Consider the following 22,942-nt stretch of genomic DNA (forward strand, 5'->3'; position numbering starts at 1 on the left):
GCCTATTGGCCGGCCCTGGCCACCCGCGCCCCGCCGGCGTCCGGCCGCGCGGTGTCGACGCTCGCCACCACCGACAGGCCCGAAGCGAGGCGCTCAAGCTGCGGCTGGTCCGGGTCGATCAGGATGCGCACCGGCACGCGTTGCACAATCTTGGTGAAATTGCCGGTGGCGTTGTCGGTTTTCAGCACGCTGAACTCGGACGCGGTGGCCGGCGAAAAGCTGTCGATGCGTCCCTGGAAGCGCAGCCCGCCAAGGGCGTCGACGGTGAAGCTGGCGGGCTGGCCGGCCTGCATGTGACGCACCTGGGTTTCCTTGAAATTCGCCACCACCCAGACCTGATCCGGCGCCAGCCCCATCAATTGCGTGCCGGCGGCCACATACTGGCCGACCCGCGCGCCAACCTCGCCCACCCGGCCATCGGCGGGAGCGATGATGCGGGTGCTGTCGAGATCAAGGCGCGCCAGTTGCACGGCGGCTTCGGCGCCAGCGACGGCGGCCTCCAGCGACTGCCGGCTGATGCGGGTGGTTTCCTCATCCTGCCGGGCCACGTCCAGGGCGGCCTCGCCCTGGCGCACGGCGGCGGCGGACTGGTCGAGAGAAGCGCGGGCATCGTCCCGCTCCTTTTGCGAGACAACGCCGCGCTGGACCAGGGCGCTGACCCGGTCCCAGCGGGACTGGGCCGCCTTGAGGCCAGCCTGGCCACTGGCAATCTGGGCGGCGGCGGCGCGCACGCGGGCCTCGGCCGTCGCCATTTTCTGCTTCCAGGCGTCGAGCGCCGCCTGCTGCACGGCGGCGTTGGCCTGGGCCTGCTCCAGCCGGCGGCGATAAATGTCGGGGTCGATGCGCGCCAGCTCCTGCCCCGCCTTCACCCGCTGGAAATCCTGAACCAGAACCGCGGTGACATAGCCGGAAATCCGCGGCGACAGCATCACCACCTTGCCGCGCACATAAGCGTTATCGGTGGTTTCGACCGGACTGCGAAATGGCGGCAGCCCCCACGCATAGAGCGCCAGCACGGCGCCGCTCACGCCGATGGCGACAGCAATCCACGAGGCCAGATGGGTTTTGAAGACGGTCATCATAATGCGGTTCCATCCGCGACGCCGGCGCGCCGGCGCGCACGCGCCTGCAACACCAGGAGAATTGTGAGGTGAATCACGAGAACCAGGGCGGCGGTCAGGGCGAGGACGCCGAAGCCACGGAACACGTCCGCATAGGCCAGCGTCATGGCCTGTTGCTGCGCCTTCTGGGCCAGCAGGCTGTATCCGGCCCCGGGCGTTCCGCTCATCGTGGCGGCGAGTTGCTCCACCTGGGCTGTCACCAGCGGATTGGCCATGGTGAGATGGGCATAAATGGCGTCGAGATGAACGCGCGTGCGCACCGCGACCCACGAGGCGGTCACCGCCGACCCCAGCACGCCGCCGAGGCTCTGGGTCGACAGGAACACCATGATGAAGGTGAAGAGGTTCTGCGGCCCCTTGGCCAGGGCGGCCTGCAGGCCAATGGCCATGGCCGGCGGCATGAACAGTCCCATGCCAAAACCGATCATCGCCTGGCTCAGATACATCTGCTCCGGGCGGGTCAGCACGGTCGCGTCCGCGTCCATCAATGAGCCGGCGCCAAACAGCAGCAGCGCCGCCAGATGCAGCAGCGGCGCGAAACGCGGCCAGCGCAACAGGAATACGCAACTCAGGCCGCCGGCGGCGGTGGCGACCAGCACGATCAGCCACATGGTCCGCATCTGCTCGTTGAGCAAACCAAGGTTCTGGAAGAACGCGTTGACGCCGGACGACTGCTCCGAGGTAATCATGCGGAACAGCAGCATGACGGCGGCGAAGTGCAGCACGCCAGGGCTCGCGATCCAGCGGAAATCCAGAAACGGCGCGCTGCGGTTCAGCTCGATGATCGCGGCGGCGGCGCAGCACAGGATGGCGGCGGCGATCATCACGCCGAGGAACGGCGCATCCGTCCACCAATAGTAGCGGCCAACGCCAAGCGCCAGGGCGATCAGGCCAAAGCCAATGGCGATGAGGAGATAGCTGACGATATCAAGCCAGTGGATCGCCTTCTCACGCGGAACCGGCGTCAGCGGCGTCAGCAGCACCATGGCGCAGGCGGCCATGGCGGTGGCGGCGGTCATCAGATACAGGCCGTGCCAGCCGCCAATTTCAAGCAGCGGCGGCGACAGCACCCGCGCCAGCGGCGCGCCAATGGCCTGGGTCGTCAGGGCGACCGACAGCCCCATGGTGAGGCGTTTGTCCGCCGGGACCGCCTCCAGCATGTAAAGAAAGTTGAGCGCCGACAGGGGCGCGGCCGCCACGCCGCTGGCGAATTGCACCAGCATGGCGGTGCGCAGGTCGTCCACCACCAGATGCAGCAGGGTGACCAGCACAAAGGCGAGAATGGCGCACTCGGCGAAGCTGCGCAGCCCGAACTGCGCCCGCAGCTTGCGCAACATCAGCGACAGGCTGGCGTAGGGCGCGATGTACAGCGCCGTCAGCCAGGCGCCTTCCGTCGGCGTGGCGCCAAGCTGCCCCTGGACCTGTTGCAGGTTGGCGGTGAAGAAATTCTGGCCCATGCCCTGGGCCAGGGCCAGCAACAGGGCGGTGATGGCGCAGGCCCAGGGGCGGATGCGCGGCGCTGCGACCCAGGAGGCCGGCGCCCCTGGCCGTGGTCCTGGGGCAGCGGCGTCACTCATTCCGGTCGCCGTCCTCGCCAGCTTTCTCCGCCGTATGAAAGCTGGATGAAATCGTCGCCACAGCGCGCAAGACCCGGGTTGCGGCCTCCAGATCAGCGGCGGAAACGTCGCCCAGCACCTCAGCCCGGGTCGCCCCGGCGATGTCCCGCATGCGCCCGGCGGCCCGCTGGCCGGCCCCGGTCAACGCAAGCTCCCGCACCCGCCGGTCGGACGGGGACACGATCCGGCTGAGCCAGCCGCCCTTCTCAAGCCCATCCAGAATCCGGGCCAGCGTCGGCCCCTCGATGCCCAGAATGTCCGCCAGCTCGCGCTGGTTCAGTCGCTCCTGGTCATCAAGGGTCATCAGCACGCGCGCCCGCGACAGGGTCATCCCCTCCAGGCGCACGCGCGCGTCGAACAGCGTGCGGATGCGGCGCTGGGCGAGCGAGAGCGCCTCCATGAAGGCGGCGCGCTGGCGCGGGTCGTTCCGGACGGGGGGCGGATTATTCATGCCTGCCTAATTGTTAGCACGCTAACTGTTAGTCTGACATTTAAATCGTCGCCGCCTTTTCGACAATTGCGGGCGTGACATGGAGGTCATGACGGCCAGGCATGACGGCTGACGCGTCCATTGCCCTTCATCGGAACCCGCCGAACCAGCGTGATCGTGAGTGGGCCTCACGATCAGTTCGACCTATTGCGGAAGCACAGGCGGGCGCCGCGTACCGCGGAGCGTATCGGGAACGCCCTGGACCGCGTCCCTGGCCGCGACATGGGTCGCGACATGAATCGCGTCCTGGACGCGGTCCAGGGGCAGCATCTGGAGAGGCGGACATCCTGTCTGGCGAACCGGATGTCACGTCGCGGCAAACAATGCGTCCCGAAACGCATGGGCAAATGCAAGGGAGCGTGCAAAATCCGCCATCCGCACGATTTTGCTCCGAACCCGCCGCAATCGTCTGCTGCTCTTTGCGGAAGCGGCCCGTCTGGCGCGAACACAGGGGATACATGTGAAGCTGCTGAAGAAAGTCATCCTGCCGGCGCTGGCTGGCCTGGCATTGTCAACCGCCGTGATGGCCGCCGATGTGGTCTATCCTGGCGCCTCCGGGGCCGGCCTCGTCCCGCCCGCCGGCATGACCGCTTCCAAAAAGTTCGCGGGCTTTGAGGACGCGGCCACCGGCTCGTCCATTCTGTTCGTCGACATGCCTGCCGAAGCCTGGGCCCAGCTGAAGACCGGCATGACGGCGGAGGCGCTGAAACGTCAGGGAGTCGAACTGTCCGGCCCGCCGCGCGAGGTGAAGCTGCCTGGCGGCGAACCCGCCCTGCTGCTGGCCGGCAAGCAGGCCATTCCCGCCGGCGTGTTCCGCAAATGGATCCTTGTGGCGCAGGGCAAGGACGCGACCGTGCTCATCACGGCGCAATCGCCGGAAGCGGCCGCCAGCAAGCTCAGCGACGCCGACGTTGAAAAGGCGCTGCTTGGACTGAAAACGCGCGCCAAGCCGTCGGCGGAGCAGCAAATGGACGCCCTGCCCTTCGCCGTGAAGGACAAGGCCGGCTTCCGGCTGGTCAACACCCTGGCCGGCTCGGCCCTGCTGCTGACCGACGGCCCGGAGAACGTGGTCAAGGGCGCGGCGCAGCCGCTGGTGATCGTCGCCGGCAGCATGGCCGGCGCCCCGCCGGAGGCGCAGCGCCAGCCATTCGCCAGGGCGGCCTTCAAATCGGTGGCGGGCGTCACCGACATCACGGTGAAGGAGGAGAAGAGCGAAGCCGACGGCCGCGTCCTCGTCTCGGGAACCGGCAAGGACGTGGCGTCTGGCCAGGCGGTGGCCATCGTGCAGGTCGCCAGCTTCAGCAAGGACGGGTTCATCCGCTCCATCCTTGTCACCCGCGAGGCTGACCTGGCCAAATATCGCGAGCGGTTCCTCAAGCTGGCGGCGTCAGCCACGCCGCGATAGCCGGCGTCAGCGCCTTTTTAACAAAAGCCCTTTCAGCAAGGGCCCTCTCCAGGAAGCCCTCTCCAGGAGGGCTTCAGGAGGGCTTCAGGAGCGCCGGGCGGCAGGCCCGGCGCTCAGAACGACACCGTCACCTGCGCCCGCACGGTGCGCCCCGGCAACAGCACTTCGTCCTTCTTGAACGAGACGCTGTTGCGCATGCGGTCATTGAGCAGATTGTCGCCGACGATGCCAAACACCGCCTCCTTCGCGCCGATGCCATTGGCCGGCAGCTTCATGCGATAGTTCAGCTCGGCCTTCAGATTGTTGTAGCCTGGCGTGCGGGTTTCATATTCCGCAACGTCGTTCCGGGCGAAGGCATGGGTCAGCAGCACGCGGGCGAACAGGGCGTCGCTGCGATAATAGACGCCGCCGCCAACCCGCTGCTGCGGCAGGCGCGGGACCCAGGTTCCATCGTCGAATTTGGCGCGCACGTAATCATAGCGCCCCTCGACGCCGATTGAGCCGTCGCCGAGTTTCGCCAGGTCGAACTGGCCAATGAACTCGGCGCCCGTGAACGTGGCGCCCTGCTGCGAATAGACGATCTGGCGCAGTTCGCCGTCACTGCCGCAGGAGGCGAAGGTATCGCCGCAGCCAACGCCCGTGAGGCGCTTGTAGATGAAACCGGAATATTTGGTGTGATAGACGCTGCCCTCGAAGCGCACCGGGCCATCGGCCTTTTTCAGGCTGAATTCGATGGTGCGCGCCCGCTCGGTTTTCAGGTTGGGATCGCCAATCTCAAACGTGCCGGAGGCATGGTGCGCGCCGCGTGAAAACAGTTCGGCCGCCGTTGGCGCGCGCTCGACATATTGCGCGTTCAGCGTGGCGACGATGTTGTGCCAGGGCAGCGTGTACTGCACCCCGGCGCTGACGCTTTTCGGCGCGAAATCGCGTGATCGCGGCGACAGGACGGGCGTGACGCCATCCGGCAGGTAATCAGCCGGGAACTGCGCCGCCGATCCATCGACATTCACATAGCCCATGCGCCCGGCGAACTGCAGGCGCCAGCTGTCGTTGATTTTCAGCTCCTCGAAGAGATAAGCGGCGATCGAGCGGGTTTCCGCCGGCGAGATCATGCCCCCGCCCTCTCCTGTCGCACTGAGCTTCTGGCGCGCGCCATGTACGCCGAAGGCGCCGCTCCACGTCCCCAGCGCCGTGGCAACGGGCGTATGTTGCGCCTCGACGCGCGCCTCCTGCTGGCGGTTGTAGAAGGTGGAGTGCAACGTCTCGCCGGCAGCCGTCGCACCGCCGCCGCCATGGTCATGATCGTGGTCCTCATGGCCATGCACATCGTGGTCATGATCGTGATCGTGGCCATGATCGTGATCGTGCTTCCCGTGCGCCAGACCGTATTCGCGATGGCGGTAATTCGAGGCGCCGGCCCAGAAGCGGATGGCCTCAATCCAGGCGCTGGCTGGCCGGTGCTCGCCCTTGAGCACGATCCTGTCCTCGACCATGTCGATGCGGCTGCGCAGCTCGGCGGATTCGCCCCCCGGAATCTGGTAGTTGTTGTTGAGATGCGAATAGGCGAGACCGATGAAGCCGCTGTCGGTGATCACCGACCCGCCGATCGCGGCGCCGCCGGTGTTGACGCCGGAATTGGCCTGGCGACCGTCCGGCGTGGCGTAGGCGCCTGACTTCTGCCGGAAGAAGTCCGCATGCACCGCCACATTACCGGCGCCAGCGTTGACCTCGCCCGCCGAGCTGTAGCCGCGATTGGCCGAACTGACGCCGTTCATGAGGCGGGCGTTGACGCCGTTGATGGCCTTTTCCGGAATGCGGTTGTTATCCAGGCTGACAACGCCGCCGATGGCCTGCGAGCCAAAGCGCAGGGTCGCGGGACCCCGGATCACTTCGATGCGCTCCGCGGTCAGCGGACTGACCGGCGCGGCGTGGTCCTCGCCGAGGGCGGAAACGCCGGAGGCGCCAACACCGTTTTCCTGGATGCTGACCCGGAAATTGTCGAGGCCACGAATGACTGGCCGGCTGGCCCCCGGAGCGAAGGTGGTGGCGCTGACGCCTGGAATATCGGCGACGGCCTCGCCAAGGCTCTGCGGTTGATTACGCGCGATGTCGCTGCGCGACACCACCGACACCGGAGCAAACGAACGCAACGGCACGATCAGCATTCCAGGGACAGGATCCTGACCTGCGCCCGCGTTCTGGCGGGCCGCCACGGGCGTATCGGCCGTCACCTCGATGGTCGGCAGATCGATGACCTGGGCGCCGCCGCCGGCCGTCTCCTGGGCCCCCGCCGCGCCGGCGTGACCGGCGACGACAAGCGCGACCCCAGCGACGCCAGCCAGTTTTCCGGCGCGCAAGCCGCGCAGACCGCCAGACGCGGCTCCGGTTTGCCCGGCGCATTTGCGGACTTTGACAGACATGGCGCGGGACTGCTCCGCATCAGCGGGAGCAACGGGAAACGGCGTGTGGAACGACATGGCGACCTCTTTATGCAATGTTATTACATAAAGCGAGGACGCGACCGTCAAGCCATAACGCAACATTGTTGCAAGATTGTCCACAGATCGGCGGCTTGCCGCCGCGCGCCAGCCGCCCTGACCTGTCGCACCCTGGCCTGACACACCCTGGCCTGGGCTCCCCTACGCTGGCGAACTCCCTGTCATTACGTCAGTATTATTGACACATCCTGGGGGCTGTGATTGGTACGGGCAACGAACAAGCCGAGGTTGTCCCGATGTTTAGCTGGGAGCAGGTCTTCGCCACGCGCGCGTCGCGCATGAAGGCATCCGAAATTCGCGAATTGCTGAAGCTGCTTGAGCGGCCCGACATTATTTCGTTCGCGGGCGGCATCCCGGATCCGGCGCTGTTCCCGAAGGAGGCCTTCGCCAAGGCTTACGCCGACGTGCTTTCCGGCCCTGACGCCGCCGCCGGCCTGCAATATTCGGTGAGCGAGGGCTATGCGCCCCTGCGCGAATGGCTGGTAGGGCAGATGGCCGAACTCGCCATTCCCTGCACCATAGACAATATCTTCATCGTCTCCGGTTCACAGCAGGGCCTGGACTATCTCGGCAAGCTGTTTCTGTCGCCGAAGGATACAGCGCTGGTCACCCGGCCGACCTATCTGGGCGCGCTGCAGGCGTTCAACGCCTATGAGCCGACCTATGACGAGCTGAACCCCGGCGGCAACCGCACGCCAGACGCTTATCGGGTGACCGCGGCGCAGGCTGGCGGTCGCGTCAAATTCGCCTATCTGTCGGCGGATTTCGCCAACCCCACCGGCGAAACCCTCGACCGCGCCGGCCGCGAGAAGCTGCTGGAGCTGGCGGGCGAGTTGGACATCCCGGTGATTGAGGACGCCGCTTACCAGTCCCTGCGCTACGAGGGCGAGGCGATCCCGCCGATCCTGGCGCTGGACATCGCCCGTTGCGGCGGCATCGATGCATCGCGGACCATTTATTGCGGCAGCTTCTCCAAGACGCTGGCCCCTGGCCTGCGCGTCGGCTTCATCGTTGCTGCGGCGCCGATCATCCGCAAGCTGGTGCTGATGAAGCAGGCGGCGGACCTGCACTCCTCCACCATCAACCAGATGGCCATCGCCCATGTGGCCGGAAAAATCTTCGACGCCCAGGTGGCGAAGGTCCGCGCCGTTTACCGCGAGCGCCGCGACGCCATGCTCGCGGCCCTGGCCCGCCACATGCCGCCAGGCGTGCGCTGGACGCATCCGGAAGGCGGCATGTTCATCTGGCTCACCCTGCCCGCCGGCATGGACGGCGCCGCCCTGCTCGCCCGCGCCATCGAGACCGAGAAGGTCGCCTTTGTTCCGGGCCAGGCGTTCCACGCTGATGGCGGCGGCGCCAACACCCTGCGCGTCAGCTTCTCCTGCGCCGATCCGGCGACCATCGCCGAAGGCATCTCACGGCTAGGCCGGGTGATTGGCCTCGAGCGGATCGCCGCCTGAGGCCAGAGCTTTGGCCGGACGGGCGCTTCTGTCCCAGGCAGGCCCGCCAGAACCTTTTTCAGCGGATTCTGGTCGGTCAGCCGGCTCCGTCTGATCACAAAGCGCTCCGGCCCTCTGGCCAGAAAGTTCTCTGGCAGGCAACTCTCTGGAAAACGGCCTTCGGGCAACGCTCCCATAAAAAAACCCCCGGCCTGCCGGCCGGGGGTTTTCTCTTGTCCGGCGCCAGGCTCCCTCCGGGAGCGAGGCGCGCCTGAAAGCACAACTGGCCTGGAAACAGGGCGCGGCGACCGCGCCCTGAATGTGTCATGCCGACGGCTTTGGCTCCTCCGGCGCGTGCGGCGCATGCACTGGCGATTCACCGTGCAGCACCGGCGGCTTTGTGCGGAACAGCGTCAGCACGAAGACGAAGAACCCCGGCACGAAGATCACCGCCAGGACGGTGGCCGAGATCATGCCGCCAACCACGCCTGTGCCGATGGCGTTCTGGCTCGCCGCGCTGGGGCCGGTGGCGATGGCCATCGGCACCACGCCCAGGGTGAACGCCAGCGAGGTCATGATGATCGGCCGGAAGCGCAGCCGGCACGCCTCGATCGCCGCGTCGCGCAGACTCATGCCGTCAGCATAGAGATCCTTGGCGAACTCGATGATCAGGATGGCGTTCTTGGCTGACAGGCCAATGATCGCCAGCAGACCCACCTTGAAGTAGAGATCGTTCGGCAGCCCGCGCAGCATCACGGCGAGGATACAGCCAATCACGCCCAGCGGCACGACAAGCATCACCGACAGCGGGATCGACCAGCTCTCGTACAGCGCCGCCAGCAGCAGGAACACGAACAGGATGCTCATGGCGAACAGGATCGGCGCCTGCGAGCCCGAGGAAATCTCCTCAAGCGTCTGGCCTGTCCACTCGTAGCCAATGCCCTGCGGCATGGTGGCGGCGATCCGCTCCATCTCGGCAATCGCCGCGCCGGACGAGAACCCGGGCGCCGGAGCGCCGGATATGCGCACCGACGGATAACCGTTATAGCCGACGATCTGCTGCGGTCCCTTGATCCACTGCAGCTTGGCGAAGGAGGAGATCGGCACCATGCCGCCACTGGCGTTGCGCACGTTCAGATTCAGCAGATCCTCGCCCTGAAGGCGGCTGGCCGCGTCCGACTGGATGATCACGCGCTGCATGCGGCCATTGTTGGGGAAGTCGTTGATGTACGACGAACCCAGATTGGCCGTGATGGTGGCGTTGATGTCAGCGAAACTGACGCCGAAGGTGTTGGCCTTCTCACGGTCGATGATCACCATGAGCTGGGCCGCGTCCGGCAGTCCCTCGGTGCGCAGGCCGGTGAGGATCGGGCTTTTGGCCGCCTCCGCCATCAGCTTCTGCGTCGCGGCGGCCAGCGCCGTCTGGCCCAGTCCGCCGCGGTCCTGCAGGCGGAACGTGAAGCCAGCCGAATTGCCGAAGCCCTGGATGGGCGGCGGCGACAGGGCGAACGACATCACGTCGCTGATGCCGAACATCTTCATGTTCATGCGGTTGGCGACGTCCTGGGCGGCGTTGCCGTCGCCGCGCTCGCCCCAGTCCTTCAGGGTGATGAACATGATGGCGGCGTTCTGGCCAGCGCCCGAGAAGCTGAAGCCGCGCACCGCCACCATGTTGGCCACGGCGGTCTCCGTCCGGGCGATCTGCTCGATCTGCTCGATCGCCTGCAGGGTCCGGTTGGAGCTGGCTTCCGGCGGCGTCTGGATGTCGACGATGATATAGCCCTGGTCCTCGTTCGGAATGAACGAGGTCGGCAACCGCACGAACAGCCAGCCCGTGCCGATGAGCAGCGCAAGGAAGATGATCATCAGCCGGCCAGCCCGCGAGGTGACGCCGGTGACCATGCCGGCGTAACGGCGGGTGGTGCGGTCGAAGAAGCGGTTGAACACCCCAAAGAAGCCGCGCTTCTCCTCGCCATGGCCGTGCACCGGCTTGAGGAAGGTGGCGCACAGGGCAGGCGTCAGCGACAGGGCCAGGAAGGCCGAGAACAGGATCGACACCACCATCGTCAGACTGAACTGCCGATAGATCACGCCCGTCGCCCCCGGGAAGAACGCCATGGGAATGAACACGGCGGCCAGCACCAGGGTGATGCCGATAATGGCGCCAGAAATCTGGCTCATGGCCTTCTGCGTCGCCTTCAGCGGCGACAGCCCCTCCTCCGCCATGATGCGCTCGACGTTCTCGACCACGACGATAGCGTCGTCGACGAGGATGCCGATGGCGAGAACCATGGCGAACATGGTGAGCACGTTGATGGAGAACCCGGCGCCCAGCATCACCGCCAGCGTGCCCAGCAGCGCCACCGGCACCACCAGGGCCGGAATGATCGTGTAGCGGAAGTTCTGCAGGAACAGGAACATCACGAGGAAGACGAGGGCCACCGCTTCCAGCAGGGTGTGCACCACCTTCTCGATCGAGGCTTCAACGAACGGGCTGGTGTTGTAGGGGATCGAATACTCGATGCCCTTGGGGAAGAAGCGGGCAAGCTCGCCCATCTTGGCTTCGATGGCGTTGGAGGTCGCCACCGCGTTGCCGCTCTCCGAGAGCTGGACGGCGATGGCGGCGCTGGGCTTGCCGTTGAGGCGGGTGGCGAAATTGTAGCTTTCGCTGCCGACCTCGACGCGCGCCACGTCGCGCATCCGCACGGTTGAACCATCCGGATTGGCGCGCAGCACGATATTGCCAAACTCGTCGGGCGAACTGAGCTGGCCCTTCACCAGCACCGTCGCGGTGATCTGCTGGTTGATGGGGTTGGGATCGGCGCCGATCTTGCCAGCGGCCACCTGGGCGTTCTGGGCCCGGATGGCGTTGGAGATATCGTCCGTCGAGATGTTCAGACCCAGCATCTTGTCCGGGTCGATCCAGATGCGCATGGAGCGCGGCGCCGCGAACAGCTGCGCCCGGCCGACGCCCGGGATGCGGCGGATTTCGCCGAGCACGTTGCGGTTGAGATAGTCGCCCAGGCCCACGTCATCTATTGTGCCGTCTGTCGACGTCAACGAAATGATCAGCAGGAAGCCGGCGCCGCTCTCCTCGGTGGTGATGCCCTGCTGCACCACCGTCACCGGCAGCCGCGGCTGCACGCGCCGGATGGCGTTCTGGGCATTCACCGAGGCGATGTCGATGTTGGCGCCGGTGCGGAACGTCGCGGTGATCTCAACCTGGCCGGTCGCGTCCGAGGTGGACTCGAAATAGGCCAGGTTTTTCACGCCGTTCAGTTCGTCTTCGATCTGCTTCGTCACGCCCTGATAGATCTCGGACGGCGAGGCGCCCGGATACATCGTGGAGATCGACAGCTGCGGCGGAGCCACGCGCGGATATTGGGCGATCGGCAGGAAGGGCAGCGCGATCAGGCCGGCGATGGCGATGAAGAACGCCACGACCCATGCAAAGATGGGTCGTATAATGAAAAATTGCGCCATCTGCCGTCCTCAGTTCTTCTTGGCGTCGGGCTTGGGGGCAGCCTTGTCGCCCGCCTCCGGGGGCTTTGCCGTGGCGGCCTTGTCTGCGGGAGCCTGGTCTGCGGGAGATTTGGCCCCCACCGGCCCGGCCCACGGCTTGGGCATCACCTTGCCACCAGGCGTCATCTTCTGGAATCCCTCGACAATGATCCGGTCGCCTGGCTGCAGGCCGCCGCGCACCAGCCAGCGATCGCCGGTCACCTGGCCCAGCTCGATCTGCCGGGTCTGGGCGACGTCGCCCTCGCCAAGAACGTAGACCTGGGCGGCGCCGCTGGCGTCGCGCATCACCGCCTGCTGCGGAATGGCGATTGCCTGATCCACCCGGCCCTGCTCGATGCGCACGCGCACATACAGGCCCGGCAACAGCTCATTCTTGGGGTTGGGGAATTCGGCGCGCAGGGTGATCTGGCCCGTGGTGGCGTCGACCGACGCCTCAGAGAACAGCAACCTGCCCTTGTGCGGATAGCGTTCGCCATCATCAAACAGCAGCTGGACGGCGGCGGCGTCCGGCGCGACCCGCGCGATATTGCCGGCGGCCAGATCCTGCCGCAGGCGCCGCACCTCGGTCGATGACTGGGTGAAATCGGCGTAAACCGGGTCGAGCTGCTGGATGACCGCCAGCGGCCGGATTTCCCCGGTGGTGACCAGCGCGCCTTCCGTCACCAGCGCGCGGCCGATGCGGCCGCTGATCGGCGCCCGCACCTCGGTGTAGTCGAGGTTGACCGTGGCCTGGTCCAGCCCGGCCTGGGCAGCCGCGACCTCGGCTTCCGCCTGGGCAAGGTTGGCGACGGCCACGTCAAATTCCTGCGCCGAACTCACGTTGCGCTTTTGCAGTTCCTTCTGGCGGTCGGCTTTTTGCTGGGCCAGCACCCTGGCCGCCTTCGCGCGCTCCAGGTTGGCCTTGGCGCTGGCGACGGCGACGCGGAACAGGGTCGGGTCGATGCGGTACAGCACGTCCCCTTCCTTGACGATGGTGCCCTGCTGGAACACGCGCTCCTGCAGGATGCCGCTGACGCGCGGCCGCACCTCAGCGGTGCGGACGGCGGCGATCCGCCCTGGCAGATCGCGGGTTAGCGGCACGGCTTCGCGGGAAATGGTCATGACCTGCACGACAGCCGGGGGCATGGCGTGCTGGGCGCTGGCGACCGTGGGCAAGCCGAGCGCGGCCAGGGCGGAGAATCCCGCTGCGGCGACCGGCGCGGACAGGGCCATGGCGAACCAGGCGGGAGCTTTTCTGGAAGAGTTTCGCATTGGGGCCATATCCGTCACAGATCATCAAAAAGGGCGTTCGGCATCCGGGTCATCTTTCCAATGCCGGAAAAGATCTGATCCCGGACGTCCGGAGAAAAATCACAAAAGTCAAAGCAGGTCAGGGTGAGATAACCCTGCAGCGCGAGGAACGCCATGAGCGGCCCAAGCCCGGACACCGTTTCGCCATCGCCGAGGAAAGCCTTCTGGTCCTTCCCGACAAAATCGCGGATGCGCATCCGTACAGAATCATCTGCCGCCATGGCGAGGCAAACCGTCATGACCGAGGCCCGATCCTGCACGTCCGGCATGGTGGCTGCAAACCGAATGCGGCCAGCCAGCTCCGGATTGACGATATCGGGCTCCGAAACCGCAGCTTCGATGCAATCCTGCAGGCGGCGGTCGTCGGTTTCCATCTGCCGGGCAACAAGGGCGCCGATCAGCGCGTGCTTGGTCTTGAAATCGTAGAGAACCGTGGCCTTGCTGACGCCAGCTTCTTCAGCCACCGCGCTGATGGTCAGATTGACCGCGCCATCGCGCTGAATCACGCGCTCGGCCGCGTCAAGCACAGCGTCACAGCCAATGATGCGTTTCCGGCCCATGCATTACGTCCATTCATTTCCAACCGGACGGTTAATATTGGCGCGACAAAAATCCGTCAAACGAAACCGGCAGGTTTTGGGCGGAATTGCATATGATTCAAAATCATAATGTGCGCAAGCGCACGCCAGGACGCCCTTGTGGCGTCCCTGACGGTATTTTGACCGGATCTCCCGCGCCTTCGTTACATTTGCCCGGTTTTGATCCGCACCTGGATGGCGCCCATCCTAAAATGCGTAGCGCGCGCCGACGCGGACCGTACGGCCAGAACCGGGATAGAACACGGCCAGTCCGCTCGCCGGCGCCGTCGCGGCATTGGCGATGGCTGATACATCCGACACATGACGACGGTCGGCCAGATTGCGGGCGTCGATGAAAAAGCTCAGGCCCTCATCCGCCTCCAGTCCGGCTTCGACATTGACCAGCATGTAGCCTGGCGTCTTCAGCGTATTGGCGTAATCAACCCACGCGCCGGCCGGAACCCAGTCAATCGACGGCGTCACGTAGAACCCGTCGAAGCGCCGCCACGACAGCGACGTGCGCAGCACGTGTTCCGGCGCGCCAGCCAGGCGGTTGTCGCCATAGACCGGATCGCGGTCGAAGCGGAAATCATTCCATGTCCAGGCCTGACGCAGCACGAGGCGCGAGCCGCCCGCATCAATGCCCAGCGCCTGGAACAGGTCCACGCTGGCCGCCAGTTCAACGCCCTGATGCATTGTGCGCGGCGCGTTGAAGACATTGGCCGGAACCGACGGATTCACAGTGTAGGCCAGCATTTCGTCGCGGATCGCCGAGCGGTAGAAGGTCGCCTCCCACGTCAGCGGCCCCATGGACCCCCGGGTTCCCGCCTCGACCGTCCAGGCTTTCTGGGCGCGCAGGGGCGTGAACACGGTGGTTCCCGCGAAGGTCTGGGTCAGATCGGTGAAATCCGGCGCATCGACGCTGCGCGTCAGATTGGCGAAGAGCTGCACGTCGGGCGTGATGCGCCAGAGCGCGCCGATCTTCGGGTTGACGCCGGCATAGCGGGCGCTGTCGTCGCGGGCGGCCCAGGACGGCCGCAACGACGCATTGTACGGCTGGCTGTATTCCCGCAGGCTGTTGAACGCCTTGACGCCCGCCACGATGGCCACTTCCCGCGTCAGCCACAGGCTGTTTTCCGCCCAGGCCTCAAGGTTCATGGCGTCCTGAACGCCGCTGACCGTCAGGGCCCCGCGTCGCCCGGCCAGATTCACATATTGCTTCGCATCGGTCGAACCGCCGGAAAGGCGCGCGCCGACCACCAGCTCATTGTCAAAACCGCCCAGGCTGAAGCGCTGCGCGTAGCGGGGCGAAACGCCCCAGATCCAGCCGTCCTGGGCGAGCACCTGGAAGATCGGGTGATCGAGCGTCTTGCGGATCGCCCAGGTGGAGAGATCAAACTGGCCCGCATCCAGCTGCACGCTGGTGGTGTTGGCGATGCGGAACGCCCGCTCCTCCCGCGACTGGTTGCCGGTCACCGCCGCCTTCGACGCCTTGCGGGGCGCAAGCAGGGCGTCGGACAGCGACAGCGAGCCTGGCAGCTTCTGGCGCGTGTCGAAATAGCCGATGAAGAACCGCGTCTCGACCCGATCGCTGATTTTCCAGCCCAGATTGGCGTTGAACTGGCGATAGACGCTGGCGGAATGATCGCGATAGCCGTCCGAGTTGGTCCACGAACCGCTGACCAGCATGTCGACCGGGCCGGCGACCTTCGAAACCCTCAGGTGCTCGCGCATGAAGCCGTCGCTGCCCACGTCAATGCGCGCCTGGTTGGGCGTGCGGACGGTGCGCGCCGTCTCGCTGATGACGTTGATCGCGCCGCCAAGCATGGTGGAGCCAAACGCCAGCGCGTTGCCGCCCCGCCAGACCTCGACCGCCCGGGCCGACAGCGGATCGGTCTGGTACAGCGAACCGCTGCCGTCGGCATTGTTGACTGGAATGCCATCCTGCAGCACTTCGACGCCGCGCAGATGATAGCCGCGCGCCAGGCCGGCGCCACGGATCGACAGGCGTTGCTCCTGGCCATAACGCTCGCCGGTCTGGACGCCAGGCGTGTCCTTCAGCATGTCGCGCATGGTCAGGGCGGACCGGCTGGCGAAGGCGCTGGCGTCGACAAAGCTGACGGCGGCGGGCCTGCGGGCCATGGCGGCGGCGAGCCTCCGGTTATCGGGCGCTGTCAGGGAGGCCTGCGCCAGGGCGTCCTGGCCGGCGCCGCTGACGTCGATCTGGGGCAGCTGGATCACCGCGCCGTCCGCCGTCGCCGGCTGGGCCAGGGCGATCTGGCTGCACAGCGCCTGGCCGGACGCCAGAATGATGGAGGAAGCGAGCAGGCCAGCGCGCCTGCCAGCCGCGACGGGTCGCGGGCTGTTGCGAAAGAAATTCATGGATCTGCTACCTGCGCCCACATGGTCCGCCCATGCGGCGCGATCGTCTGACCCGTCGTGGTCCGGCCGCCCACAGCCGCCCTTGGCGGGCGGCGTGACGGCGGCGCGCGTCCACCACCCTTTCCGGGCAGTTGCGTCAGCCAGCGACGGGAGATGACAACGAAAACGGAACCAGCGCGCGCCTCGCGGGCGACGCCGGCATGCAGAAGCGGCCAGATGGGCGGCAAAGCGATTGCGTCGCGCCAGGCGGCCAGTCAGCCCGCAGGCTGTCAGATAGCGGGCGCGGGCGGCCCGCGCGCCTGGAAACGCCAGGCTGCGGCATTACGGATATCGTCGCGCCAGACGTCCGGTCGCCAGGTTTGCCGCCCCGGGCGCAACCGCAGCGCCAGCACGGCGAGAACCAGCGGCGCGACGATGGCAAGCTGCTGCAGGCAATGCAGCAGACAGCAACTGACGTCATGAACGGGCCTGGGGGCTGGCGCTCCCGGCGCGTCAGCAGCCTGACCGTCTGCCGATGGCAGACACAGGATCATGCCGGAGAAAGCGGCGCCGTCCTTGCCGGCAAGCGCCCCCGTTGGCGCCAGCGGCGCCGCGAGTACAAGCACGGTCTTGACGAGGAACGCATAGAGGATCACCAACGCCGCGAGGCGACTGGCTGCCCCCACGCTTCGCGCCGGGAGTTCCATGAAAGGATGCATAGGTTGTCATGTTGACCACGACAAGCATCAGTTTCCAGCGCCAGCGGGCTGTGGATGGGCGGGCAGCGCTGTTGTGGTCAGCGAAACGCCCCCGCGAGGCTCAAAACGCCCCTTGGCCCGAAGCAATCGCTTTGATTGAGCAAGAGCGAAGGGTCTCCGTTTCGGCATGACAAAGCCCGCCTTGCTGCTCTCCGGTCATGACCGCGCCTGTTTCGGCCAGTTTGTGCGCCGGCCCGCGTCGCAATTCCACTGCGTCAGTTTTCTGGCCAGCGTCGTCAAACCGGCCCTGGCGTCTCAGGCAGGACCTATCTGATGCCCGCCCGGTCTCCTTTCCAGCTGTTCAGACCCATTATCGCCGGCGCCACCTTGCGCGAACGCCTGATTGCCTGCGCGGGCGCCCTGGTTGGCATGGGCCTCGCCAGCATCGTTACGCGGCTTGTCGTTGGCGGGGATCTGGCCCTGCCGTTCATTGTTGGGCCTGTCGCCGCCTCGGCGGTTCTTGTTTTCGCCGTGCCCACGAGCCCCCTGGCCCAACCCTGGCCGGTGCTCGGCGGCAATCTCATTGGCGGACTGGCGGGCGTCGCGCTGGCGCTGGCGTTCGGCCAGCTGGGCTGGAGCGGGCCGGTGATCGCCGCCATGGCCGTTCCTGTCGGCATTGTGGCGATGAGCCTGTGTCGCTGCCTGCATCCGCCAGGGGGCGCCATGGCCCTGCTGATGGCGCTGACGATGAAGGACGCCGCCCTGATGGACATCTGGCGGTCGCTGGCGCCCGCCCTGCTGAATATTGGCGTGCTGCTCGCGTGCGGCATGGTGTTTCACCGGATGATGGGACGCCGCTACCCACACCAGCCCGAGGCAGCGCCCCCTGGCGCGCACGGTTCGAAAGACCCGCCGGCGGCCATGCGCAATGCGGTTGACGCCGCCGATATCGATGCTGCCCTGGCCTCCCTCGACGCCAGCTATGACATCGACAGGGACGACCTGCTGCGCCTCGTGCGTCAGGCCGAACTGGCGGCCGTTTCCAGATCCAGTCCCGATATCCGCTGCGCCAGCATCATGTCGCGCGACATCTTCAGCGTCACGCCGGATACGCGCGTTGGAGCGGCGCGCGAATTGCTGCTCAATCACAATATCCGCATGCTGCCGGTGCTGGACCGCCGTAAGCACATCGTTGGCTCCGTCGGCCTGCGGGAAATCGCGACCCTGTACGCCCGGCAGGAGGGCTCCGGCCCGGACGCGCCGCCGGTTGCCGACACGCCAGTGGGCGACATCATGGCCGCGGCCGCCCTGGCGCGTCCCGATACGCCGGTCGCGGAACTGCTGCCGGTCCTGACCGATGGCAGGGGGCACGCGGCTGTCATTGTCGACGATGATGATCATGCCATTGGTCTCGTCACCCAGACGGATCTGCTTTGGGCGCTTGCCAGGGCGGCCAGCCAGAAAGCCTGATCTGCGGCTGTTGCTGGCTCAGGGCCAGGCATGGCCGCGCAACATGGGCCTGAACGGCGCACAGCGACCCCGGCAGCGATCCCATGGGTCAGAAACAGCATGTGGTTGCGGTTTCCGGGCCTGACCCATGTCTCCCCTGATGCCGGTCCCCAGCCGCCAGCGCCAGATTGGCCCTGCCCGTCTGGAAGCGGTTTGCGGGCATATACCCGGGGGATGAATGAAAGCCGCCGGATGGTTCGCCCGGATGGCTTTCGTCAGCCCTGTCTGCGGCTGATGCGGCTGCGATGACGTGGGCGTCTGCTTGCGTCAGCCGCTCCCTGGCCAGCGCCATGAGCATCGGTCTGGCGGAAAACTGCCCTGCATGGAGCTTGCTGTTCAGCGTCCGGAGATAGCCGCCTGGCCGGGTGATGCGTTCGCGTCGCTGCAATATGGCTGCGATGACAACAGCTGCTTCATTCTCGCCAGCCCTGTTGCGGAAGGCGTTCCAGATATCCGGACTGACGCCAAGAGCTGCCCTTGCGACGGATGCGGCCTGATGCAGATCACGCCAGTTGTGAATGGGACGAATGGCGTAATCGCAAATATCGGGACAAGCGTCGAGAACAGTTTCCAGTGGAACTGATGGCTGCAACTGCTGGGGTTCCATATGGGAAAGTTTGGGTTGTGCTTCTTGAGTTAAATATTCTTCTTTATCTGAATTATGTATGTGGCGCTCAGTTTGGGATTCACTGCCGCTCTCTTTTTCCAGTTTTTTCTGGCTTTTCAGCAGCTTCTCCAGCCTGTCGGCGATATCGCTCCGCAGGGCGTCAAGGCTGTGGGCGTGTTGCTGCAGCACATCGTGGCTGGCGGAGCGCGCAGGGCTGGCGGCCAGCTGCCGATAACGCGTGTGAAAGTCTTCCCAGGCGGCGCCATCGCAATGGTTTGCGCCGGTCTCGAGCAGCTTGGCGCAGTCGCGACGGGCAATCGTGATGCGCTCGCGCAACAGCTGGCGTTGCCGCCGTTCATCCGCCACCAGAGCCGCCAGATCGCTGAACTCCGCCGCGCGCGCCACGAGCGGAGCGAGATCGAAGCCATAGGCGGTTTCGATGACGCCTTCCCTGCCCTTGCGGGCGTAACGCTTGCCGTTGGGGCTGTCGCGGCGGATGACCAGGCCGGTTTGCACCAGGACGGCCAGATGCCGGCGCAGGGTGGCGGCCGCCATGCCATGGGCGCGCGTGGCGAGCTGGGCGTTGGACGGAAACACCACGAGATTGACGTCTGGCGTCATCACCGTTTCAGGCAGAAAGGTCAGCAACGCATTGAGAACCACGAGCGCCCGGTCCGATGGGCCGAGCAGGGCGCGCGCTTCACAGATGTTGCGGAAAACCTGCCATTTGTTCACGGCGCTGTCTGGCGCCGTGTCTCGCGCTTCGATCTGGCTTGCGGTCATGGCAAGCGACATCGTTCGCCGCCCAAAGGGCGTCGTCAAAACATGATGCGTCATCGTTCCCTGCCTTCGGGGCGTGGGAAATCGACCGCCGGAACGACGTTATGCTCTTGACTGCAATTTTCGGAAGTGCGATTCTCAGGTTGTCAGACCAATGAGAAGGGCTTCCGGAACACCGTTTCGGGGGCCTTTTTCTTTGCCGCTCTCTCCTGTTGTAACGCCATCGGCTGGCGCTGGTTGATCGTGGCCGGCGGATGTATCAGCCGGGGGCTGAAGCGTTCGCTGCGACCCTCTGGAGGTCGTGCGAAACCCTTCAAATCTGCTGGCAAGGGACGGAGTCCGGTCAGTCCAGATACCGCCCGCTTGCGAGCCTGTATTTTGAGCGAATTCTGGTCGATCAGACGGAAGTCTGATCGGAAAGCGCTCCAGCCTCTGCTCCAGCCTGTGGGCCGGAATTCTGTTGCTGTTCTTCGAATGCGCGCAAGCTGTCCCCGCAAGGGCTGACGGTTACTGCGCGGGAACGGGCCAGAGGCTTCCCTGTCGCCAGTTTCACCCGAACTGGCCCGTTTACTGGTGGCGACGCATGGTCTCCAGAAAAAGTGCGGCGCACTTCGGCTGAAAAATTGCGTCAGGGCCATTCCCGACCGATATGGATCCGAAACGGCCCCAGTTTCCCCTGTCTTCAGCGCATTCTGATCGACCAGATGTTGCCGCCTGGCCGGAAAGCGCCTTAACGACCTGTGCGCTGCATGTCCGCAAACACGCGCGCCAGTTCGGGTAATTTTTCGCGCACAAAGGCGCTGAACGCCTCATTGGCGAAAACAAGTCGCCCACCCTCACGACCAGGCTCAAGCCGGGCCAGGGGCGCGCCGGAAGGCGCCGAGATCTCAAGCGCGCTGTCCTGGGTCATTGCGGCTGCCTGCGCCGGCAGGTCGCGCGACAGGAGATCCAGGGCCATGATGAAGCGCCTGTCGCTGGGCGCGGCGCGGAAATCGGCCCTGGCGGCCAGCGCGGCGAAATGCTCCTGCGCGTGAGGCTCCGAGAGGATTGCCGCCAGGCGGCTCCAGCGCGGCCGTCCGGCGCGCGGCGCCGGTCCGATCGCATTGACAATGTCCTGGGGCAGGGAAGACGCCAGCGTCAGCAGACGCGACAGGTCAGCCTTGTCGACGCCCAGCGCCGCCATCAGCGTCGGGCGGTCGAACTGCTCTTCCAGCCGCCGCGCGAACATGGCCTTTTCGATATAGCTGAGGTCCCGGCGCTCAAGGTTTTCCCGCGCCTGGGCAATGACCAGTTCGACATCGGTCAGCGGCCGGACAATCGCCCGGACCTTGCCGCCAAGGCGGGCGACGGCGCGCAGGCGGCGATGACCATAGGCAACCTGATAACGGCCGCTGTCAGCCAGCGGACGCACCAGAATGGGCACCTGCTGACCCTGCTCGGCAATGCTGCGCATCAGGCTGTCGAACGATGCGTCGGCCGTCGCCTCCTCGCCAATGCGGTCGCGAACGAACGACCCGTCGATCAGCGTGGGATCAAGCTCCACCACCCGGTCGCCGGCCGCAATCATTGCTTCCAGATCACGGGCCTTGCCGGCGTCGGCGGAGAGCTTTTCAAGCGACAGGCCCATGGCGCGCAAGGCGCCTGACCCTACAGGCGCGCCAGGCGGCGTCAGGCTGGACGCCGCGCCGCGGGACAGCGGCTGGGGCGCCGGGTCTGGCGCGGACTTCATCAGATCGGCGAGAGTGTTTTTCCGGCTCATCAACCTGCCCTCCGCCAGCTTGCGCGGATCAGATTTTCAATTTCACCATTGACGAGGTCAAAGGATTCCAGCGCCCGCTCATAGGTCTGGCGGTTCACCTGGTCGCGACTGATTTCATAAATGGTCTGCTTGCGCAGGCCAGCTTCCGTAACCGCCGTCGTCTTGAGCGCCGCCTGGGTCAGCACCTGGTCGCCAAACAGGTTGCGCAGGAAGCCGACCACCTGGGCCTGGGGGCCATCATTGGGCTCAAAGCGGGTGATGCAGTAGCGCAGGAAATCATAGTCCAGATTCCCCCCTGCCCGCCGCACCACGCCGAGCAGGCCCGCCGTCATCTGCAGGAACTGCGACATGGAGGCGACGTCGAGCATCTGGGGGTGGATGGTGATCAGCACGCCAGTCGCGGCGCACAGGGCGCCCAGGGTGAGAAAACCGAGCTGCGGCGGGCAGTCGATGACCACCACGTCGTAATCCTGGTCCACCGTTGCCAGCGCCTGGGCGACGCGGGCGAAGAACAGGCCGTCGCTGCGGTCGCCAGAGGTGAGCATCAACGGCGTTTCATGCTCATACTCGTGCAGCTCGAGATTGGCCGGCACCAGATCAAGACCATCGAAATAGGTGCTGCGAATGATGTCGCGCAGCGGCCGGCGCTGGTCGTCGTAGCGGATCGCGCCATAGAGGGTTTCGTTCGGACGGATATCGAACTCGGGCTGATAGCCGAACAGGGCGGACAGGCTGGCCTGGGGATCGAGATCCACAGCCAGCACGCGATAGCCGCGCATCGCCAGATATTGCGCCAGATGCACGCTGACGGTTGTCTTGCCTGAGCCGCCCTTGAAGTTGGTGACGGCGATAACCTGCATGTGCTCCTGGCCCGTGCGCCCAGGAAGATAAGCCGGCTTGTGCTGGCTCAGAAGCCGGCGAATCTGATTGATCTGCGGCAGGCTGTACAGGCGGCGCCCGCCAGGACCGCGCTCTGCCTCCGGCCCCTCCCCCGCCCGCGCCAGCTGACGCAAATAGGCGTCGGTGACGCCGATGAGCCGCGCCGCTTCGGGCGAACTGAACAGGCGCAGCTCCTTTTCCGTTGCCGGCGAAAAAAGCCGGGAACGGAGCGTGTGCAGCTGCGAGGAAAGCACGCGCGCATGCTCATCGATCAACTCGTCGATCGAACTGTTGCCGTTTCGCTGTTGCGCGGAATTTTCCGTTACAGTGTTCATCTACGCCAAAATATCGCTGAGGGACAATTTTGCGTAGCGTGATTGGATTCGTAAG

Annotated in this window: 15 protein-coding genes; 3 read left to right on the top strand and 12 right to left on the bottom strand. The window is 65.7% G+C overall.

The features are described from left to right. Positions 1-2: 2 nt before the first annotated feature. The 3 genes from ACERNI_RS09170 to ACERNI_RS09180 are packed head-to-tail and all read right to left on the bottom strand — an operon-like array spanning position 3 to position 3,188. Positions 3-1,082, bottom strand: a complete 1,080-nt coding sequence (locus tag ACERNI_RS09170; protein WP_448832984.1) for an HlyD family secretion protein — start codon at positions 1,080-1,082, stop codon at positions 3-5. After that, a complete protein-coding gene (locus ACERNI_RS09175; protein ID WP_448832985.1) occupies positions 1,079-2,698 on the bottom strand; it encodes an MFS transporter in 1,620 nt (539 codons plus the stop codon). Before ACERNI_RS09175 ends, ACERNI_RS09170 begins: the two co-directional genes overlap by 4 nt. Then, positions 2,691-3,188 (bottom strand): MarR family winged helix-turn-helix transcriptional regulator, encoded by a 498-nt coding sequence (locus tag ACERNI_RS09180; protein WP_448832986.1) that lies wholly within the window; start codon positions 3,186-3,188, stop codon positions 2,691-2,693. The genes ACERNI_RS09175 and ACERNI_RS09180 overlap by 8 nt, the downstream gene beginning before the upstream one ends. 499 nt (positions 3,189-3,687) lie before the next feature. On the opposite strand from ACERNI_RS09180, the gene ACERNI_RS09185 reads away from it, so the two are divergent. Beyond that, on the top strand, positions 3,688-4,632 hold the full coding sequence (locus ACERNI_RS09185) for a hypothetical protein (RefSeq protein ID WP_448832987.1): 945 nt from the start codon (positions 3,688-3,690) through the stop codon (positions 4,630-4,632). Between the two features lie 113 nt (positions 4,633-4,745). Here ACERNI_RS09185 and ACERNI_RS09190 read toward each other — a convergent pair whose 3' ends face one another. Then, complete coding sequence (locus ACERNI_RS09190; protein WP_448832988.1) at positions 4,746-7,052, bottom strand: TonB-dependent receptor; 2,307 nt, start codon at positions 7,050-7,052, stop codon at positions 4,746-4,748. Positions 7,053-7,366: 314 nt separating this feature from the next. Between ACERNI_RS09190 and ACERNI_RS09195 the strand changes: the two genes are divergently transcribed. After that, positions 7,367-8,590, top strand: a complete 1,224-nt coding sequence (locus ACERNI_RS09195; RefSeq protein ID WP_448832989.1) for an aminotransferase-like domain-containing protein — start codon at positions 7,367-7,369, stop codon at positions 8,588-8,590. Positions 8,591-8,893: 303 nt separating this feature from the next. Here the strand turns inward: ACERNI_RS09195 and ACERNI_RS09200 are convergent, their stop codons facing one another. The 5 genes from ACERNI_RS09200 to ACERNI_RS09220 form a co-directional block, all read right to left on the bottom strand. Beyond that, positions 8,894-12,052 carry a multidrug efflux RND transporter permease subunit gene (locus ACERNI_RS09200; RefSeq protein WP_448832990.1) on the bottom strand — a complete coding sequence of 1,053 codons (3,159 nt, stop codon included), beginning with the start codon at positions 12,050-12,052 and terminating at the stop codon, positions 8,894-8,896. Between the two features lie 9 nt (positions 12,053-12,061). Beyond that, a complete protein-coding gene (locus tag ACERNI_RS09205) occupies positions 12,062-13,303 on the bottom strand; it encodes an efflux RND transporter periplasmic adaptor subunit (RefSeq protein WP_448833148.1) in 1,242 nt (413 codons plus the stop codon). Positions 13,304-13,356: 53 nt separating this feature from the next. Next, positions 13,357-13,941, bottom strand: a complete 585-nt coding sequence (locus ACERNI_RS09210) for a TetR/AcrR family transcriptional regulator (RefSeq protein WP_448832991.1) — start codon at positions 13,939-13,941, stop codon at positions 13,357-13,359. 225 nt (positions 13,942-14,166) lie between these two features. Then, positions 14,167-16,341 (bottom strand): TonB-dependent receptor family protein, encoded by a 2,175-nt coding sequence (locus ACERNI_RS09215; protein WP_448832992.1) that lies wholly within the window; start codon positions 16,339-16,341, stop codon positions 14,167-14,169. 269 nt (positions 16,342-16,610) lie between these two features. Continuing rightward, the gene (locus ACERNI_RS09220) at positions 16,611-17,006 is read right to left on the bottom strand and encodes a hypothetical protein (protein WP_448832993.1); all 396 of its coding nucleotides are present in this window, start codon (positions 17,004-17,006) and stop codon (positions 16,611-16,613) included. Positions 17,007-17,351: 345 nt separating this feature from the next. Here ACERNI_RS09220 and ACERNI_RS09225 point away from each other — a divergent pair, with 345 nt between their 5' ends. Beyond that, positions 17,352-18,488, top strand: coding sequence for an HPP family protein (locus tag ACERNI_RS09225; RefSeq protein ID WP_448832994.1), 1,137 nt, complete (start codon positions 17,352-17,354; stop codon positions 18,486-18,488). Between the two features lie 88 nt (positions 18,489-18,576). Here ACERNI_RS09225 and repC read toward each other — a convergent pair whose 3' ends face one another. The 3 genes from repC to repA all read right to left on the bottom strand — a co-directional run bounded on the left by repC (position 18,577) and on the right by repA (position 22,887). Next, positions 18,577-19,971: a plasmid replication protein RepC gene (gene repC, locus ACERNI_RS09230; RefSeq protein ID WP_448832995.1), complete on the bottom strand. Its 1,395-nt coding sequence runs from the start codon at positions 19,969-19,971 to the stop codon at positions 18,577-18,579. A gap of 673 nt (positions 19,972-20,644) precedes the next feature. After that, entirely contained in the window at positions 20,645-21,673 is a 1,029-nt protein-coding gene (gene repB / locus ACERNI_RS09235) for a plasmid partitioning protein RepB (RefSeq protein WP_448832996.1), read from the bottom strand. Then, positions 21,673-22,887, bottom strand: a complete 1,215-nt coding sequence (repA, locus tag ACERNI_RS09240; RefSeq protein WP_448832997.1) for a plasmid partitioning protein RepA — start codon at positions 22,885-22,887, stop codon at positions 21,673-21,675. Before repA ends, repB begins: the two co-directional genes overlap by 1 nt. Between the last annotated feature and the right edge of the window lie 55 nt (positions 22,888-22,942).

The sequence above is a fragment of the Camelimonas sp. ID_303_24 genome (genome assembly GCF_053543495.1).